The organism is Nonomuraea sp. NPDC049486 (assembly GCF_040676925.1).
GTDB classification, from domain to species: Bacteria; Actinomycetota; Actinomycetes; order Streptosporangiales; family Streptosporangiaceae; genus Nonomuraea; species Nonomuraea ferruginea.
Window position 1 is genome coordinate 397,503 of sequence record NZ_JBFAPV010000002.1, and the last position, 17,701, is coordinate 415,203.

A 17,701-nucleotide genomic window follows, 5' to 3' on the forward strand; every position below is an offset into this window, starting at 1 on the left:
GGAGGCGTACCGATGGCTGACCCCAAGGGGTTCCTCACGCACGAGCGGGAGCTGCCGGCGCGCCGCCCCGTCGACGTCCGCATCGGCGACTGGCAGGAGGTCTATCAGGACTTCCCGTCCGGCAAGCTGACCAAGCAGGCGGCCCGCTGCATGGACTGCGGCATCCCGTTCTGCCACAACGGCTGCCCGCTGGGCAACCTCATCCCGGAGTGGAACGACCTCGTCCACCGCACCGACTGGCGCGAGGCGATCGAGCGGCTGCACGCCACCAACAACTTCCCGGAGTTCACCGGCAGGCTCTGCCCGGCTCCGTGCGAGGCGGCGTGCGTGCTCGGCATCAACGCCGACCCGGTGGCGATCAAGCGGGTCGAGGTCGAGATCATCGACCGGGCGTTCGCCGAGGGCTGGGTGACCCCGCAGCCGCCGCAGCGCAAGACCGGCAAGCGGGTGGCCGTGGTCGGCTCCGGCCCGGCCGGGCTGGCCGCCGCCCAGCAGCTCACCCGCGCCGGTCACGACGTGGTGGTGTACGAGCGGGCCGACCGCGTCGGCGGGCTGCTGCGCTACGGCATCCCCGAGTTCAAGATGGAGAAGCGCCACATCGACCGCCGCCTGGCGCAGATGCGGGCCGAGGGCACCGAGTTCCGCACCGGCGTCAACGTCGGCCTCGACGTCACCGCCGCCGAGCTGCGCGAGCAGTACGACGCGGTGGTGCTGTCCGGCGGCGCGACCGCGTGGCGCGACCTGCCGGTGGCGGGCCGCGAGCTCAAGGGCGTCCATCAGGCGATGGAGTATCTGCCGCTGTCCAACAAGGTGCAGGAGGGCGACTTCGCGGTCTCCCCGATCTCCGCCGAGGGCAAGCACGTCGTGGTCATCGGCGGCGGCGACACCGGCGCCGACTGCATCGGCACCGCCATCCGGCAGGGCGCCGCGTCCGTCACGCAGCTGGAGATCATGCCGCGGCCGCCCGAGACCCGGGCCGCCGGGCAGCCGTGGCCGACCTTCCCGATCCTGTTCAAGATGGAGAGCGCCCACGAGGAGCTCGCCGAGCAGGGCGGGCAGCGGGTGTACGCGGTCTCCACCACGGAGTTCGTCGGCGACGCCGACGGCAACGTGAAGGCGCTGCGCCTGGTGGAGGTCGAGGGCCCGCAGTCGGGCTTCAAGCCGATTTCCGGCACCGAGCGGGAGATCCCGGCCGAGCTGGTCACGCTCTCCATGGGCTTCGTCGGCCCGGAGCGGGGCCCGCTGCTGCGGGACCTGGCCGAGCTGGGCGGCGACGGCTTCTACGACGCCCGCGGCAATGTCGCGCGCGACAAGACCTACATGTCCAAGGTCGACGGCGTGTTCGTGGCCGGCGACATGGGCCGCGGCCAGTCGCTCATCGTCTGGGCCATCGCCGAGGGCCGCGCCGCCGCCAGCGGCGTCGACCGGTTCCTGACCGGTGACACGGCGCTGCCCTACCCGATCCTGCCGACGGCCCGTCCGCTGGTCTGACCTGCGCTGGCACGAAACGCCCGCCCGGCCCCTTCCCGGGCGGGCGTTTCGCGTCCCGGCTCGTCCCCGTATCCGGCGGGTTGCATCAGTTGCCGCAGGTCGGGAAGATGCACATTCTGGAGAAGTACGGATGATAGGGGAGAAATGAGGCGTGTTGCCCCGGTCCTCGCGGCGCTGTCGGCGACAGCCGCGCTGACCGCCTGCTCCCCGGTCACCCCCGCGGCCGCGGCCGCCGCCGACTACCTCGTCTTCTACGCCGACGGCCGCCGGGCCGACGCGCTCACCGCCGTGCGGAAGGCCGACGGCACCGTCACCCACACCGAGACCAAGCTCGGCTACCTGATCGCCCAGGGCTCCGGCGAGCGCTTCGCCGAGACCGTCGGCGCCGACCCCGCCGTCGTCGGCGTCTCCGGCGACAGGGCCATCGGCCGCACCTCCGCGACCGCCGCCAGGGCGTTCCCCGACGGGTCGGCCTTCGGCGAGAAGGGCTCCGCCGAGAAGAGCGACCCGCTCAGCGGCCTTCAGTGGGACATGCGGATGATCGGCGCCGACCGCGCCAACGAGAAGGCGCCCGGCACGAAGAAGGTCCTCGTCGGCGTCATCGACACCGGCATCGACGGCAACCACCCCGACATCGCGCCCAACTTCAACCGCGGGCTCAGCCGCAACTTCGTCACCGACCGGCCCAAGGACGAGAACGGCGAGAACCTCGACGGCCCCTGCGAGGCCGCGGACTGCAAGGACCCCGTCGACCAGGACGACGAAGGCCACGGGACGCACGTCGCCAGCACCATCGCCGCGCCCATCAACGGCATCGGCATCGCCGGAGTGGCCCCCGGGGTGCAGCTCGTCAACATCCGGGCCGGCCAGGACTCCGGCTTCTTCTTCCTCAAGGCCAGCCTCGACGCCCTCACCTACGCCGGCGACATCGGCGTCGACGTGGTCAACATGAGCTACTACGTCGACCCGTGGCTGTTCAACTGCCGGGCGAACCCGTCCGACAGCAAGAAGGAGCAGCTCGAACAGCGCGCCATCATCACCGGCATGCAGCGCGCCCTCGACTACGCCAGGAAGAAGGGCGTCACCCTCGTCTCCGCGCTCGGCAACGGCGCCACCGACCTCGGCCGGCCGAAGGCCGACAACGACAGCCCCGGCTACCCGCGCGGCGATGAGAAGATCCGCAGGATCGACAACGGCTGCCTCAACGTCCCCGCCGAGTCGGAAGGCGTCATCTCGGTCGCCTCGGTCGGCCCGTCCGGCCGCAAGGCCATCTACAGCGACTACGGGACGGAACAGGCGGACGTCGCCGCGCCCGGCGGCGACGCGCTCGACGGCAAGGGCGCCTCCCCGACCCGCTCCATCCTCGCCGCCGCCCCCGAGAAGGCGCTGCGCGCCAAGGGCCGCATCGGCGCCGACGGCAAGCCCAAGGGCCAGGACGTCGTGCGCGACTGCGCCCGCGGCACCTGCGCGTACTACCAGTACCTCGACGGCACCTCCATGGCCGCCCCGCATGCCACCGGCGTGGCCGCCATCATCATCAGCCGCTTCGGCAAGCCGGGGCCGGGCGGCGTCACCCTCGCGCCTGACACCGTCGAGGAGTACCTGTACAAGACCGCGACGCCGGCGGCGTGCCCCGTCCCGCGCGCGTACGTCTACGACGTGTACGGGGAGAAGACCACGCACGTGTGCGAGGGCGGCCCGGACAAGAACGGCTTCTACGGCCACGGCATCGTCAACGCCCTGGAGGCGGCCACCTTCAAACCATGACGGCGACACGTGCACGTGGCGCGCTCGCCGGTCGCCGTTGCCGTGCTGTTCTCCCGCGCGCGGTACGTTCTGCGTCGTCCTTGACTGCCAAGTGGTCTGTACCAATTAAGGTAGGACTCGTGACACGTCGCGCGAAAATCGTCTGCACTCTAGGCCCAGCCACGTCCTCACCCGAACGCCTGCGCGATCTCATCGCCGCGGGCATGGACGTCGCACGGTTCAACCTCAGCCATGGCGACCATGACATGCACAGAGAGGTCTTCGATCGCGTCAGGGAGGTGGCGGCCGACCTCGGCCGCGGTGTAGGCGTTCTCGCCGACCTGCAGGGCCCCAAGATCCGCGTCGGCCGCTTCGAGGAGGGGCCGGTCCGGCTCGGCTTCGGCGACGTCTTCTCCATCACCGCCGAAGACGTCCCCGGCGACCGCGAGCAGGTCTCCACCACCTACAAGGGTCTCGCCAAGGACGTGCGCCCCGGCGACACCATCCTCGTCGACGACGGCCGGCTCGTGCTCGAGGTCACCCGCGTCGACGGCGACCGGGTCGTCACCCGCGTCGTCATCGGCGGCATGATCTCCGACAACAAGGGTCTCAACCTGCCCGGCGTCAACGTCAGCGCCCCCGCGCTCACCGACAAGGACGAGACCGACCTGCGCTGGGCGCTGCGCACCGGGTTCGACATGATCGCCCTGTCGTTCGTCCGCCGTCCCTCCGACGCCGACGTCGTACGCAACATCATGGAGCAGGAGGCCGTCCGCCTCCCCCTCCTCGCCAAGATCGAGAAGCCGCAGGCGGTCGAGCGCCTCCCCGAGATCGTCGAGGCCTTCGACGGCATCATGGTCGCCCGCGGCGACCTCGGCGTCGAGCTGCCGCTGGAGCAGGTGCCGATCGTGCAGCGGCGCATCATCGAGCTGTGCCGCGAGAAGGCCCGCCCGGTCATCGTCGCCACGCAGATGCTCGACTCGATGATGAGCGCCCCCCGCCCCACCCGCGCCGAGGCCTCCGACGTCGCCTACGCCGTCATGGACGGCGCCGACGCGGTCATGCTGTCGGGCGAGACCTCCGTCGGCAACTACCCGATCGAGTCCGTCTCCACGATGGACCGCATCGCCTGCGCCGCCGAGGCCTCCTCGCTGCACGCCACCCACACCCTGGAGCGCATGCCGGAGACCACCGGCGGCGCCATCGCCCGCGCCGCCGCCGAGGTCGGCGCCATCGTGGGGGCCAAGGCCCTGGTGGCCTTCACCATGTCCGGCGAGACGGCCCGCCGGCTGGCCCGCTACCGCTCGCCGATCCCGCTGCTGGCCTTCACCTCCGCGCCCCACGTCCGCGGCCAGCTCTCGCTCACCTGGGGGGTGGAGACGTTCCAGGTGCCGTTCGTGCACCACACCGACGACATGGTGCGGCAGGTGGAGGCGTCGCTGCTGTCTCTGGGCCGGCTGGAGAAGGGCGACAAGGTGGTCATCGTCGCCGGCTCCCCGCCCGGCACCCCCGGCTCCACCAACGCGCTGCGCGTGCACACGATCGGCTCCGCCGTCTCCCACGCCAGCTGAGGGACCGTCCGTCGGCCGGCTGCCCCCGGGAGGGAAGCCGGCCGGACGCTAGTTGGCGTGCAGCGCCTCGTTCAGCTCGATGCCGGTGCCCTGGCGGGTCACCACCTCCACGGCGCCGGTCTCGGAGTTGCGGCGGAACAACAGCCCGTCGCGCCCCGACAGCTCCCTGGCCTTCACCACGCCGCCGTCCGGCAGGCGCACCTTCGTGCCCGCCGTCACGTACAGCCCGGCCTCGACGACGCAGTCGTCGCCCAGTGAGATGCCGATGCCCGCGTTCGCGCCGATCAGGCAGCGCTTGCCGACCGAGACGACCTCCTTGCCGCCGCCCGAGAGCGTGCCCATGATGGACGCGCCGCCGCCCAGGTCGGAGCCCTCGCCGAGCACCACGCCCGCTGAGATCCGGCCCTCGACCATGGACGCGCCCAGCGTGCCGGCGTTGAAGTTGACGAACCCCTCGTGCATCACGGTCGTGCCGCTCGCCAGGTGGGCGCCCAGGCGCACCCGGTCGGCGTCGGCGATCCGCACCCCGGACGGCATCACGTAGTCGACCATGCGCGGGAACTTGTCGACCCCGTAGACCGCCACCGGCCCGCTGGCCCGCAGCCGCGCCCGCGTGATCTCGAAGCCGTCCACGGCGCACGGCCCGTGACTGGTCCACACGACGTTCGCCAGCTTGCCGAACACCCCGTCGAGGCTCAGGCCGTGCGGCCGGACCAGCCGCGCCGAGAGCAGGTGGAGCCGCAGGTAGGCGTCGTGGGCGTCGGCCGGCGGCTCGGAGAGCTTGGCGATGCCGGTGCGGACCGCCACCACCTCCACGCCGCGCGCCTGGTCGGGCCCCACCAGCCCGCCCAGCTCGCCGGCCTCCTCGGCGGAGAGCCGCTCGGTGCCCGTCACGGGCGGCTCGCCCAGCTGAGGCTCGGGGAACCAGGTGTCGAGTACGGTGCCGTCAGCGGCTATGGTCGCGAGGCCGATGCCGAAAGCGCCGGTCACGGCAGGATCGATAGCAGTCACATGCCTCAAAATACCGTGACGGTGCTCCTCAGATGGCGCCCAGGTCGGCCGACAGCCAGTGTTCGGGCCGCATCCGGAACGTCACCAGCGCGCCCAGGTCGGACCCCTCCACGTAGCCGGGAACCGCCTCGACCGGCAGGTAGCGCGAGGCGATCCTGGTGAGCTGCTCCAACGTCGTCGGCCCCGACCACACGACCGGCCCCTCGACGGACACGTACCGATAGGTCGGGCTGGTCCGCTGCACCAGCAGCGTGAACCGGCCCGTCTTCCCGATCAGCGCCGCCTTCCGGGAGTCACGCCCGGTCAGGAACTCCACGTCGCCGCCCGGTTCGTAGTCGTACCAGACCGGCACGCTCAGCGGCCCCCGGTCCGCTCCCGCGTCGACCGCCACACCGGCCACATGCGGCTCCGCCAGGAACTTGGCCCGCTCCGCCACGTTCAACCCCACGGCATCCACCTCCGAAAAGCCACCGTGATCCGTTCATTACCGATCTTCGGTCACCCTATGCCTGCTTTGGAGGCGTACCTTCGAGGCGAAAGGTCACGTGGAGCAGGGGGAGGGCGTCTCGACGGGGCGTTCGGTGCTCGACCTGGCCGCCGCAACCGGCCGATCGGAGAGCACGATCAAGGGTCACACGAGGGTGCGTGCGACGGTTTCCGGGGTGCCGGAAGCGGGATTCGAACCCGCACGCCCTTGCGGGCAGACGCTTTTGAGGCGTCAGTGTCTGCCATTCCACCATTCCGGCATATTTCCAGACGTGTCCGGAAACTTGTGGGGGTTCACCTCTTCAGGGAGACTGTCGAGGATGCCGCCGTGGATCTAATGTACCGGACATCGGTACTCTTCTGCTCGTGAGTACGCAGCGGCGAGTGGTGATCGCGGAAGACGAGGCGCTCATCCGCCTCGATCTCAAGGAGATGCTCCAGGAGGACGGCTACGTCGTCGTGGGGGAGGCCGGCGACGGGGAGCAGGCGATCCGGCTGGCCACCGATCTGCGGCCCGATCTCGTCATCCTGGACGTCAAGATGCCGGTGCTCGACGGCATCTCCGCGGCGGAGCGGATCGTGGCCGAGCGGATCGCGCCATGCCTGATCCTCACCGCGTTCTCCCAGCGTGACCTGGTGGAGCGGGCCAGGGAGGCGGGGGCGATGGCCTATCTGGTCAAGCCGTTCACCAAGGCCGACCTGGTGCCGGCGATCGAGATGGCGGTGAGCCGTCACGAGGAGATGGTGGCGCTGGCCGCCGAGGTGTCGAGCCTGACGGAGCGGCTGGAGACGCGCAAGCTGGTCGAGCGGGCCAAGGGCAGCCTGATGACGCAGCACGGCTGGAGCGAGCCGCAGGCGTTCCGCTGGATCCAGAAGGCGTCCATGGACCGCCGGCTGAGCATGCGCGAGGTCGCCCAGATCGTCATCGAGGACGCGGCCGACCGGGGCTGAGCGCCCCGGCGCGGGTTCACGACGTGGGCAGGCCGCACACGTCGAGCGCGTAGTGGATGAGACGGTCCTGGACGTCCTTCGGCGGGCTGACGATCACGACGCGCTGCTCGCCGCCGTCGACGCTGGCGCGTACGGGGAACAGGAACGCCTTCTTGGCCTCGGCGAAGGCGTGCGGGTCGCACCGCCCGGGGGTGAGCCGGATCTCGGCCGCGATGCTCGGGGCCGCGGCGTCCAGCTCGGCGATCGGGTCGCCCTCGGTGACCGGGGCGGCGATGTAGTGCGTGGTGCCGTCGATGCGGTGCACGGTGACGGCGCCTTCGCCGCGGCGGGTCAGCACGAGGGTGCCGTGCATGGCGTCGCCGACCCGCTTCCACTCGGGGCCGAAGGCGATGTCGGCCGCCAGCTTGATCAGATGCTCCGAACACTCGTCGCGCAGCAGCCGGGTCAGCAGCGGATCGGGGTGGGGGATCTCGAAGACCACCTTGCGCGGCTCCTGCTCCGCGCCGACGCGGACGTGGGCGACGACGGTGGCCGGCTGGACCCCGGGAAGACGGCCGGGCGTGCAGTTGGCTTTCCCGAAGGGGATGGGTAAGTCGGTTCTCTCCGTCTTCTTGACCGTGATTTCCACGTTTTGTGGGGCCAATGTGGTGAATGATGGCGTCACCAGTTGAACGTCGGTGAAGTGCACCGGAGTCTCGGAGGTGTTGCGCACGGCCACCTGCATCCTGTGCGCGGGCTCGTCCGAGCGCCACTGCGCGAGCGAGACCGATACGCCCGGCGGCGGTGCGGCGTCGGGCGGTGGCACGCTGTCACCGCCGCAACCTGCGAGGAGGGCCATCAGGGGGAGGAGTGCCGTTATCCGCTTCACCGAGGCAGATTAAGCACCTGCCGATCACGCGCGTAAGTTGAGGACTGATTACGACTCCGCATCCAAGTGCCGACAGTTACCCCGCTGCCCTGGCATCACCATGCAGGCATTTTGTACGTTTCCGTCATTCGATCGGGAACGCTCGGCGTGCTGACGGATCCCGGCCTGGAATGAAGGAGATTACTTCATGGTCCGCATTGCTCCCGTGGGACGGGTGCTGGCTGTCGTGGCTGCCACCAGCCTCGCCCTGACAGCTTGCGGTGGTGGCAGCGACACCGCCTCGCAATCCACACCTTCGTCGGCTGCGCCATCCTCCGCGGCCCCCGCGGCAGAGGGCGACGGCACGCTTACCCTGGGCACGCTGCTGCCGCAGACGGGGTCGCTCGCGTTCCTCGGCCCGCCCGAGTTCGCGGGCGTCGACCTGGCCGTCAAGGAGATCAACGAGGCCGGCGGCGTGCTCGGCAAGGACGTCGTCAAGATCCACACCGACTCCGGCGACACGACCACCAACATCGCCTCCCAGTCGGTCGACAACCTGCTGGCGCAGAAGGCCGACGCCATCATCGGCGCCGCCTCCTCGTCGGTCTCGGAGACGGTGATCGACAAGATCACCGGCGCGGGCGTCATCCAGTTCTCCCCGGCCAACACCTCCGACACGTTCACCACCATCGCCGACAAGGGCCTCTACTTCCGCACCTCGCCGCCGGACAAGCTGCAGGGCCGCGTCCTCGGTGACCTGATCGTCGCCGACGGCAACGCCACGGTCGCCATCATGGCGATGCAGGACTCCTACGGCACCGGCCTGGCCGACCAGGTCGTCAAGACCGTCCAGGACGGTGGCGCCGAGGTGGTCGAGCGGGTCGACTACGACCCGAAGGCCGCCGACTTCGCCGCCGACATCGCCAAGATCAAGGCGAAGAACCCCGCGGGCATCGTGCTCATCGGCTTCGAGGAGACCGCCAAGGTCATCAACGAGCTGGTCAAGCAGGGTCTGCCGGCCGACAAGCACAAGTGGTACATGGTCGACGGCAACACCTCCAACACCAACTACGTCGACATGCCCAAGGGCACCCTGAAGGGTGTCAAGGGCACGATCCCCGGCGCCGCGTCTCCTGAGGACTTCCAGAAGAAGCTCCTCGAGGTGGACGGTGACCTTGAGGACTTCAGCTACGCGCCGGAGTCGTACGACGCCGCCAACCTGATCGCGCTGGCCGCTGAGGCCGCCAAGAGCGACTCGGGCACGGCCATCGCGGCCAAGCTGGCCGAGGTCAGCAAGGGCGGCGAGAAGTGCGACAGCTTCCCGACCTGCGTCGAGCTGCTCAAGGCCGGCAAGGACATCGACTACGACGGCGTGAGCGGTCCGGTCGAGTTCAACGACGCCGGTGACCCGGCCGTCGCCACCATCGGCATCTACGAGTACGGCGACGACAACAAGTACGGCACCAAGGCCGTCGAGTACCGCACGGGCAACATCGAGGGCTGATCGCTCCTCCGGTGAGCCACCGGGCCCCGGTCCCTCCCCCCTGAGGACCGGGGCCCTTTCACGTGCTCAGGAGCAGCCCTCCTCGATCCGCCCCGCGGCGGCCCGGTACTCCTTGAGCAGTGCCACCTGCCGCGCGCGCGGCAGGCTCGCCACGGACAGGTCCTGGGTGGTGGCCTCGACCGTACGGACGGCGCCGCCGAGCGAGGCGGGCAGGCGGGGGCCGAACTGGAGGGTGATGCCGCGCACCTCGGCCAGGCGGCCGAGCACGGCGTCCTCGAAGCGCTGCGCGTCCTCCTCGCCCGCGGGCTCCAGCAGGAGGCCGGCGTAGCCGATGGCGGAGACCACGCGCGCGCACGGATCGTCGCCGGGGTCGCCGCCGGTGCTGTAGGCGCCGGCGGCGGGGGCCTGCCCGCAGGCCGCCAGGACGGGGAGCATGAGCACGAACGCCACGAAACGGTTCACATGGACATTGAAAACGGAGAAGGGGCCCCGGGTGGAGCCCCTTCTCCGTTTCGTGCCGTGATCTACGCCCTGGCGAGGGTCCCGAGGTACAGCTCGATGACCTTGGGGTCGTCGGCGAGCTGGCGTCCGGTGCCGGTGTAGGCGTTACGCCCCTGGTCGAGCACGTAGCCGCGGTGACAGATCTGCAGGCAGCGCCGGGCGTTCTGCTCCACCATGATGATGGTGACGCCGGCCTTGTTGATCTGCTGGGCCTGGAGGAACACCAGGTCCTGCAGCTTGGGCGACAGGCCCGCCGACGGCTCGTCCAGCAGCAGCACCGACGGCTCGGTCATGAGCGCCCTGGCCATGGCCACCATCTGCCGCTCACCGCCCGACAGGGAGCCGGCGCGCTGCTTGCGCCGCTCCTTGAGCGCCGGGAACAGCTCGCAGACGAATTCGAAGCGCTCCTTGAACTTGGCGGGCGCCTGGAAGGCCCCCATCTCGAGGTTCTCCTCGATGGTCAGGCTGGGGAAGACGTTGTTGGTCTGCGGGACGTAGCCGACGCCGCGCGAGACCAGCTGGTGCGCCTTCATGTTGGTGATGTCCTCACCCTTCAGCGTGACCGTGCCGCTGCGGATGTCGACCAGCCCGAACATGGCCTTGAGCAGCGTCGACTTGCCGGCCCCGTTGGGGCCGATGATGCCGATCAGCTCGCCGTCGCCCACGTACAGGTCGGAGCCGTTGAGGATGTTGACACCCGGCAGGTAGCCGGCGATCAGCTCGTCGCAGCGGAGCACGGCGTTCTCGGCGCCGCTGAGATGGTCGCTGCGGTCGGTGACGGCGGCCTTGGACTCGGGGACGGCGTTCACTTGCTCTCCTCCTGGATCTCGGCCTCGAGCGCCTCCTCGGCCTCGTGAAGCTGCTCCTCCAGCTCGCTCTCCGAGAGCGGCGCGTCATGGTGGGCGCCCAGGTAGGCGTCGATGACCCGCTGGTCGGACATGATGGTGTCCGGCGGGCCCTCGGCGATGACGGCGCCCTGTGCCATGACGATGACCCAGTCGCTGATGTCGCGCACCATGTCCATGTCGTGCTCGACGAACAGCACGCTCATGCCCTGCTCGCGCAGGTCCTTGACGTGGCCGAGCAGCGACTGGGTGAGCGCCGGGTTGACGCCCGCCATGGGCTCGTCGAGCATGACCAGCTCGGGCTCGACCATGAGGGCGCGGGCCATCTCCAGCAGCTTGCGCTGGCCGCCGGAGAGCGAGCCGGCGAAGTCCTCGCGCTTGGCGTCGAGCTTGAACCTGGCCAGCAGTTCGTCGGCCCGGGCGGTGATCTGGTCCTCCTGGCCGCGCCAGGACCCGGGGATCAGCGCGCGCCAGAAGTTCTCGCCCTTCTGACCCTGCGCGCCGAGCCTCATGTTCTCCAGCACGGTGAGCCGCGACAGCGCCTTGGTGAGCTGGAAGGTACGGACCATGCCGGCGCGCGCGACCTTGTGGGCCGGCACGCCGTTCATCTTGCGCCCGTTGAACGTCCACTCGCCCGAGTCGGCGGTGTCGAAGCCGGTGAGCTGGTTGAAGAACGTGGTCTTGCCCGCGCCGTTGGGGCCGATGAGGGCGGTGATGGAGCCGCGCTGGACCTCCACGTGCCCGACGTCGACGGCCGTCAGGCCGCCGAAGCGGCGCACGACGTTGTCGACCACGAGGATCGGGTCGGGCTTGGCCACGCCCGGCTCGTGGGGGAGGTCCTTGAACGCGGCCAGCGCGGCGGCCTTGCGGTCGGTGGCGGTCTCAGCGTGCATTGATGGCCAGCTCCCTCTTGTCGCCGAAGATGCCTTGCGGGCGGTAGACGAGCAGGAGGATCAGCCCCAGTCCGACCAGCAGGAAGCGGAACGGGCCGACCTGCGTGATGTCCATGAAGGTGATGACTCCGGACTGCACCGCGCCGCTGAGGAGACCGTTGACGAGCACCAGCAGCACCCAGAAGATCGACGCGCCGACCACCGGGCCGAACACGCGGGCGGCGCCGCCGAGGATGACGATCGTGTAGGCGAAGAACGTGGTCTCGGTGCCGAAGATGTCGGGCTGCACGGACCCGGTGGCGAGTCCGTAGACGAAGCCGCCCAGGCAGCCGAGCACGCCGCCGAGGATCAGCGACTGCATCTTGTAGGAGAACACGTTCTTGCCGAGGCTGCGCACGGCGTCCTCGTCCTCGCGGATGGCCTTGAGCACGCGTCCCCACGGGCTCTTCATCAGCAGGAAGACGATGAGGCAGGCGATGGCGATCAGGACCCAGCCGACGGTGAGCACCCACATCTCGCGCTCGTTGAAGCTCAACGGCCAGAACCCGTAGGTCCCCTCCGCGTAGGGGTTGATCTCGTAGAAGCCCTGTGAGAAGCCGCGCCGGCCGTCGGAGCCGCCGAAGACGCTCTTGAACTCCACGGAACGGAAGATGAGTCTGACGATCTCCGCCGCGGCGATGGTCACGATGGCCAGATAGTCGGCGCGCAGCCGCAGCGTGGGGATGCCCAGGAGGAAGGCCAGCAGGACCGCGGCGACCAGGCCGACGCCGATGCCGATCCAGAAGGGCAGCCCGATCACGGTGACGGTGACGGCCAGGCCGTAGCCGGCGACGGCCAGGAACGCCGACTGGCCGAAGTTGAGCAGGCCGGTGTAGCCGAAGTGGATGTTGATGCCGATGGCGGCGAGCGCGTACCACACCGTCTCGACGCCGATGGCGGCCTTGAGGGTGGTGGAGAGGATGATGTCCCAGTTCATGATTCCCCCGTCAGCCGATCCGCTCTCGGCGGCCGAGGATGCCCTGCGGCCGGAAGAGGAGCACGAGGATGAGCACGGCCAGCGCGCCGACGTTCTTGAGCTCCGGTGGTATCCACAGCGTCGAGACCTGGATGAACAAGCCGACGATGATCGAGCCGATGAGCGCGCCGAAGGCGGTGCCGAGGCCGCCGAGCGTGACGCCGGCGAAGATGAGGAGCAGGAGCTCCTGGCCCATCGTGAACTTCAGGTTCTGCGACAGGCCGAGCATGACGCCCGCGAGCGCGGCGATGGCGCCGCCGCCGGTCCAGATGATGCGGATGATCCGGTCGACGTTGATGCCCGAGGAGGCGGCCAGCGCCGGGTTGTCGGCGACCGCGCGGGCGGCCTTGCCGGTACGGGTGCGCAGCAGGGCGAACCCGACGGCGATGAGCACGATCAGCTCGATGCCCATCGAGATGAGGTTCTTCGGCGTGGCCGAGATGGGGCCGAGCTGGAGGCCGGCCTGGGCGTTGTACTGGGCGTACGCCTGGGTCTCGCCGCCGAACAGGATGAGGAACAGGTATCTCATGAACAGCGCCACGCCGATCGAGACGATCATCGCGGCGATGATGCCGGTGCCGCGCCTGCGCAGCTGGCCCCAGAAGAACCGGTCCTGCGCGTACCCGATCCCGCCGGCCAGCATGACCGCGATGACCGCGGCCGGGACGATGTGCAGGCCGAAGGGAACGTTCACAAGATAGGCGAGCAAGGCCCCCAGGGTGACCAGCTCGCCGTGGGCGAAGTTGGTCAGGCCGGTGGTGCCGTAGATGAGCGACAGGCCGAGCGCCGCCAGGGCGATGATCAGCCCCAGGTTGAAGCCTTCGAAAGTCAGCTGCGCCGCGCGCTGCCAGAACGCGCTGCCGCCGCCCTCGTCGGGCGCCGCGGCGCCGTCCGCGGCCTTGGCCTGCAGGGCGAACAAGACGGTGGTCGGGTTGCCTTCGTACACGGTCGGGGCGCGTTGGTTGTTGCCCCCCCGGATCGCCATGTTCTGCGGGAGCGTGGCGGCGTCCAGTGTGACCTTGTACTGGCCGGGTTCCTCGATCGGCACTTCCCACGTGCCCTGGGCGTTGCTGGTGACCTCCTGAACGGGTTGCCCGCTCTCGGTGGTAACCACGATCTTCACGCCGTTCACTGGCTGGCCTTGGAATGTGAGTGTTCCCCTGAGGCTCTGTTCCGGTGCGGCCGCATGGGCCGGGACGGTGAGCAGCAGGATGAGTCCACCCAGGAAGGCCGTGAACGCGATCACGGCTCTGCGCAATGGTGCTCCCTCAATTAGGTCAAGGCGGGGTTGTGCCCCTCCATCTCGACACGCGGGCATCGCAGGCACAACTGGGATGCTGTGGCGGGAGCTTATTTCGCGTACGCCCGGTTCAGTATCCTTCGTCACCATTTAGTGACATGTGTGTGTCACTCATGTGAGCAAACGAAGGTGGCAGGTCAGGGGCTAAATCGAGGGTTGCACCTGGCAGGTGACAGTCACAGATTGCTAACGATCGAGGGGGGAATGAAAGAGCCCGAGGGGCGGCCTTTGGGGCCATGCAAGGCTTTCCCCGGCCTCACCTGTTATCTACTCGGCCTCCCCGCGGGCTCTAGTGCACACAACCGTAGCGACCTGTGGGGGGCATACGCAAAGGGCGGACAAAAGTCACGCAAAGGACTCAGGCGTCACGCAGCATGCATGTGAGGCGCGAGGTGCACACCCGCCGCCCGGCTTCGTCCGAGATCTCGATCTCGTAGGTGGCGAGCGTACGCCCGGCGTGCAGGGGAGTGGCGACGGCTGTGATGAACCCCGACGTCGCCGAGCGGTGATGGGTCGCGTTGATCTCGACGCCGACCGCGATCCTGCCGGGCCCGGCGTGCAGCGCCGCGCCGGTCGAGCCCACCGTCTCGGCCAGCACCACCGAGGCGCCGCCGTGCAGCAGCCCGTACGGCTGCGTGTTGCCCTCCACCGGCATGCGGGCGACCACCCGCTCCGGCGTGGCCTCCAGGAACTCGATGCCCATGCGCTCGGCGAGCACGCCGGTCTTGTCACGGACGAAGGCGAGGCCGACCGCGGGATCGATCTGCGTCAAGGGGACGCCTCCAGTCTTTCCAGCTCGGGTTTTCTGTCGTAGTCGCAGACTAGGCTGCCTGTGTGCCGAAGAGTGAAGTGACCCCCAGCCGCCCGTGCCTGCTGCTGCTCGACGGGCATTCCCTGGCTTACCGCGCCTTTTACGCGCTCAAGGACGCCAACCTCATGACCACCGACGGTCAGCACACCGAGGCGGTCTACGGGTTCACGTCGATGTTGACCAACATCCTGCGCGACGAGCAGCCGACGCACATCGCGGTGGCCTTCGACCGCTCGGAGCCGACCTTCCGGCACGAGGAGTACGCCGCCTACAAGGCCAACAGGGCGGAGACCCCCGAAGACTTCCGCGGCCAGATGCAGCTCATCTACGAGCTGCTCGACATCCTGCGCATCCCGCGGCTGTCCAAGCCCGGCTTCGAGGCCGACGACCTCATCGCCACCCTCGCCACCCGCGCCTCCGCCGAGGGCATGAGCGTGCTCATCGTCACCGGCGACCGCGACGCGCTGCAGCTCGTCGACGACGACGTCACCGTGCTCATGACCCGGCGCGGCATCAGCGACATGACCCGCTTCACCCCCGAGGCGGTGCAGGAGAAGTACGGCCTCACCCCGCGGCAGTACCCCGACTTCGCCGCGCTGCGCGGCGACCCCAGCGACAACCTGGCCAGCATCCCCGGCGTCGGAGAGAAGACCGCCGCCAAGTGGGTGCGCGAGTACGGCTCGCTCACCGCGCTCGTCGACCGCGTCGACGAGGTCAAGGGCAAGGTCGGCGACAAGCTGCGCGAGCACGTCGCCCAGGTGCTGATGAACCGCCGGCTCACCGAGCTGCTGCGCGACGTCGTGGTCGAGGCCGAGCCCGCCGAGCTCAGGCAGGGCGCGTGGGACCGCGAGGAGCTCAACAAGCTGTTCGACACCCTCCAGATCCGCGGCGAGCTGCGCGAGCGCGTCTTCAAGACGCTCGGCACCGGCGAGCAGGAGCCTGACCAGGGCTTCGAGGTCGAGACCGTGATCCTCGGTCCCGACCGGGTGCCGGGCTGGCTGTCGTTCATGCCCGAGGGCCGCGCCGGCCTGGCCTTCAAGGGCTCCTACGGCAGCGGCACCGGCCGCGTCGACGCCATCGCCGTCGCCTCGCCCGACGGCACCGCCGCCCATCTCGACCCGGCCAAGCTCACCGAGGCCGACGAGGCGGCGCTGCGCGCCTGGCTGGCCGACGAGTCCAGGCCCAAGGCCGTCCACGACGCCAAGGGCCCGATCCTGGCCCTGTGGGCGCAGGGCCTCGACCTGCGCGGCCTCACCTGCGACACCGCGCTGGCGGCCTACCTCGCGATGCCGGGCCAGCGCACCTTCGCCCTCGAAGACCTGGCCAGGCGCTATCTCCACCGCGACCTGCGCGCCGAGGAGGAGCCCAGCGGCCAGGCCGCGCTGTTCGGCGACGACGAGGACGCCCCCGCCAAGGACCTCGCGCTGCGCGCCCACGCGGTGCGCGAGCTGGCCGACGCGCTGGAGGCATTCCTGACCGGCCGTGGCGGCACCCAGCTGCTCACCGACGTCGAGCTGCCGCTGCTGACCGTGCTGGCCGAGCTGGAGCGGGCGGGCGTGGCCGTCGACCGCGACTACTTCACCGGCCTGGAGGCCGAGTTCGGCGCCGCGGTCAAGCACGCCGTCGAGGAGGCCCACCGGGTCGTCGGCGAGCAGTTCAACCTGGGCTCGCCCAAGCAGCTGCAGGAGATCCTTTTCACCAGGCTCGGCCTGCCCAAGACGAAGAAGATCAAGACCGGCTACAGCACCGACGCCGACCAGCTCGCCTGGCTGGCCACCCAGACCGACCACGAGCTGCCGGTCATCATGCTGCGTCACCGCGACCAGACCAAGCTCCGCACCACGGTCGAGGGCCTGATCAAGGAGATCGCCGACGACGGCCGCATCCACACCACGTTCAACCAGATCATCGCCGCGACCGGCCGCCTGTCGTCCGAGAAGCCCAACCTGCAGAACATCCCGATCCGCACCGCCGAGGGCCGCCGCATCCGGCAGGGCTTCGTCGTCGGCGAGGGCTACGAGACGCTGCTGACCGCCGACTACAGCCAGATCGAGCTGCGGATCATGGCCCACCTGTCGGGCGACGAGTCGCTGATCGCCGCCTTCGAGTCGGGCCACGACTTCCACCAGGCGACCGCCGCCCGGGTGTTCGACCTGCCGCCCGAGCAGATCGACGGCGAGCTGCGGGCGCGCATCAAGGCGATGAACTACGGCCTGGCCTACGGGCTGTCCGACTTCGGCCTGTCGGGGCAGCTCAACATCCCGGTGGCCGAGGCCCGGGCGCTCAAGGAGGAATACTTCCAGGAGTTCGGCGGCGTGCGCGACTTCCTGCAGGAGATCGTCCGCCAGGCCCGCACCAACGGCTACACCGAGACCATGATGGGCCGCCGCCGCTATCTGCCCGACCTGACCAGCGACAACCGCCAGCGCCGCGAGATGGCCGAGCGGATGGCGCTCAACGCCCCCATCCAGGGCTCGGCGGCCGACATCATCAAGGTCGCCATGCTCCACGTGCGCCAGGCGCTGCGGGAGGAGGGGCTGTCCTCGCGGATGCTGCTCCAGGTCCACGACGAGCTGGTGTTCGAGGTGGCGCCCGGCGAGCTGGAGACGCTCAGGCAGCTCGTCACCGACCAGATGAACGCCGCCTACCACCTCCGGGTGCCGCTGGAGGTGTCGATCGGCGTGGGCCGCACCTGGGAGGACGCCGGCCACTGACTCCTGCCGGGTTTG

Annotated in this window: 15 protein-coding genes and 1 tRNA gene; 6 read left to right on the forward strand and 10 right to left on the reverse strand. The window is 69.6% G+C overall.

The genetic code is table 11. The annotated features are described in order from the left end of the window. Positions 1-12 precede the first annotated feature (12 nt). The 3 genes from AB0K05_RS06770 (at position 13) to pyk (ending at position 4,808) form a co-directional block, all read left to right on the forward strand. Positions 13-1,491 (forward strand): glutamate synthase subunit beta, encoded by a 1,479-nt coding sequence (locus AB0K05_RS06770; RefSeq protein ID WP_345483074.1) that lies wholly within the window; start codon positions 13-15, stop codon positions 1,489-1,491. A gap of 144 nt (positions 1,492-1,635) precedes the next feature. Beyond that, positions 1,636-3,258 carry a S8 family serine peptidase gene (locus tag AB0K05_RS06775; protein WP_364227285.1) on the forward strand — a complete coding sequence of 541 codons (1,623 nt, stop codon included), beginning with the start codon at positions 1,636-1,638 and terminating at the stop codon, positions 3,256-3,258. A gap of 119 nt (positions 3,259-3,377) precedes the next feature. Further along, on the forward strand, positions 3,378-4,808 hold the full coding sequence (pyk, locus tag AB0K05_RS06780; RefSeq protein ID WP_148032618.1) for a pyruvate kinase: 1,431 nt from the start codon (positions 3,378-3,380) through the stop codon (positions 4,806-4,808). A 48-nt stretch (positions 4,809-4,856) separates the two neighbouring features. On the opposite strand, the gene dapD is transcribed toward pyk, so the two are convergent. The 3 genes from dapD to AB0K05_RS06795 form a co-directional block, all read right to left on the reverse strand. Further along, on the reverse strand, positions 4,857-5,798 hold the full coding sequence (dapD, locus tag AB0K05_RS06785; RefSeq protein WP_271279613.1) for a 2,3,4,5-tetrahydropyridine-2,6-dicarboxylate N-succinyltransferase: 942 nt from the start codon (positions 5,796-5,798) through the stop codon (positions 4,857-4,859). 49 nt (positions 5,799-5,847) lie between these two features. Then, positions 5,848-6,267: a pyridoxamine 5'-phosphate oxidase family protein gene (locus tag AB0K05_RS06790; protein WP_148032616.1), complete on the reverse strand. Its 420-nt coding sequence runs from the start codon at positions 6,265-6,267 to the stop codon at positions 5,848-5,850. Positions 6,268-6,482: 215 nt separating this feature from the next. After that, positions 6,483-6,565 (reverse strand) — tRNA-Leu (locus AB0K05_RS06795). 106 nt (positions 6,566-6,671) lie between these two features. Between AB0K05_RS06795 and AB0K05_RS06800 the strand changes: the two genes are divergently transcribed. After that, complete coding sequence (locus AB0K05_RS06800) at positions 6,672-7,256, forward strand: response regulator (RefSeq protein ID WP_261808661.1); 585 nt, start codon at positions 6,672-6,674, stop codon at positions 7,254-7,256. A gap of 16 nt (positions 7,257-7,272) precedes the next feature. Here the strand turns inward: AB0K05_RS06800 and AB0K05_RS06805 are convergent, their stop codons facing one another. Continuing rightward, on the reverse strand, positions 7,273-8,124 hold the full coding sequence (locus tag AB0K05_RS06805) for a hypothetical protein (RefSeq protein WP_364227290.1): 852 nt from the start codon (positions 8,122-8,124) through the stop codon (positions 7,273-7,275). 187 nt (positions 8,125-8,311) lie between these two features. On the opposite strand from AB0K05_RS06805, the gene AB0K05_RS06810 reads away from it, so the two are divergent. After that, positions 8,312-9,607: an ABC transporter substrate-binding protein gene (locus AB0K05_RS06810; RefSeq protein ID WP_148032614.1), complete on the forward strand. Its 1,296-nt coding sequence runs from the start codon at positions 8,312-8,314 to the stop codon at positions 9,605-9,607. Positions 9,608-9,673: 66 nt separating this feature from the next. On the opposite strand, the gene AB0K05_RS06815 is transcribed toward AB0K05_RS06810, so the two are convergent. From AB0K05_RS06815 to AB0K05_RS06840, 6 genes are all read right to left on the reverse strand, one after another. Then, positions 9,674-10,069: a hypothetical protein gene (locus AB0K05_RS06815; protein WP_219543455.1), complete on the reverse strand. Its 396-nt coding sequence runs from the start codon at positions 10,067-10,069 to the stop codon at positions 9,674-9,676. A 62-nt stretch (positions 10,070-10,131) separates the two neighbouring features. Further along, the gene (locus AB0K05_RS06820) at positions 10,132-10,917 is read right to left on the reverse strand and encodes an ABC transporter ATP-binding protein (RefSeq protein WP_148032612.1); all 786 of its coding nucleotides are present in this window, start codon (positions 10,915-10,917) and stop codon (positions 10,132-10,134) included. Beyond that, positions 10,914-11,846, reverse strand: coding sequence for an ABC transporter ATP-binding protein (locus AB0K05_RS06825; RefSeq protein ID WP_148032611.1), 933 nt, complete (start codon positions 11,844-11,846; stop codon positions 10,914-10,916). Before AB0K05_RS06825 ends, AB0K05_RS06820 begins: the two co-directional genes overlap by 4 nt. Further along, a complete protein-coding gene (locus tag AB0K05_RS06830) occupies positions 11,836-12,822 on the reverse strand; it encodes a branched-chain amino acid ABC transporter permease (protein ID WP_148032610.1) in 987 nt (328 codons plus the stop codon). Before AB0K05_RS06830 ends, AB0K05_RS06825 begins: the two co-directional genes overlap by 11 nt. A 10-nt stretch (positions 12,823-12,832) precedes the next feature. Beyond that, the gene (locus AB0K05_RS06835; RefSeq protein WP_271279611.1) at positions 12,833-13,984 is read right to left on the reverse strand and encodes a branched-chain amino acid ABC transporter permease; all 1,152 of its coding nucleotides are present in this window, start codon (positions 13,982-13,984) and stop codon (positions 12,833-12,835) included. Positions 13,985-14,519: 535 nt separating this feature from the next. After that, positions 14,520-14,924: a hotdog fold thioesterase gene (locus AB0K05_RS06840; RefSeq protein WP_364228034.1), complete on the reverse strand. Its 405-nt coding sequence runs from the start codon at positions 14,922-14,924 to the stop codon at positions 14,520-14,522. Between the two features lie 71 nt (positions 14,925-14,995). Between AB0K05_RS06840 and polA the strand changes: the two genes are divergently transcribed. Continuing rightward, the gene (polA, locus tag AB0K05_RS06845; RefSeq protein ID WP_271279610.1) at positions 14,996-17,686 is read left to right on the forward strand and encodes a DNA polymerase I; all 2,691 of its coding nucleotides are present in this window, start codon (positions 14,996-14,998) and stop codon (positions 17,684-17,686) included. Positions 17,687-17,701: the final 15 nt, after the last annotated feature.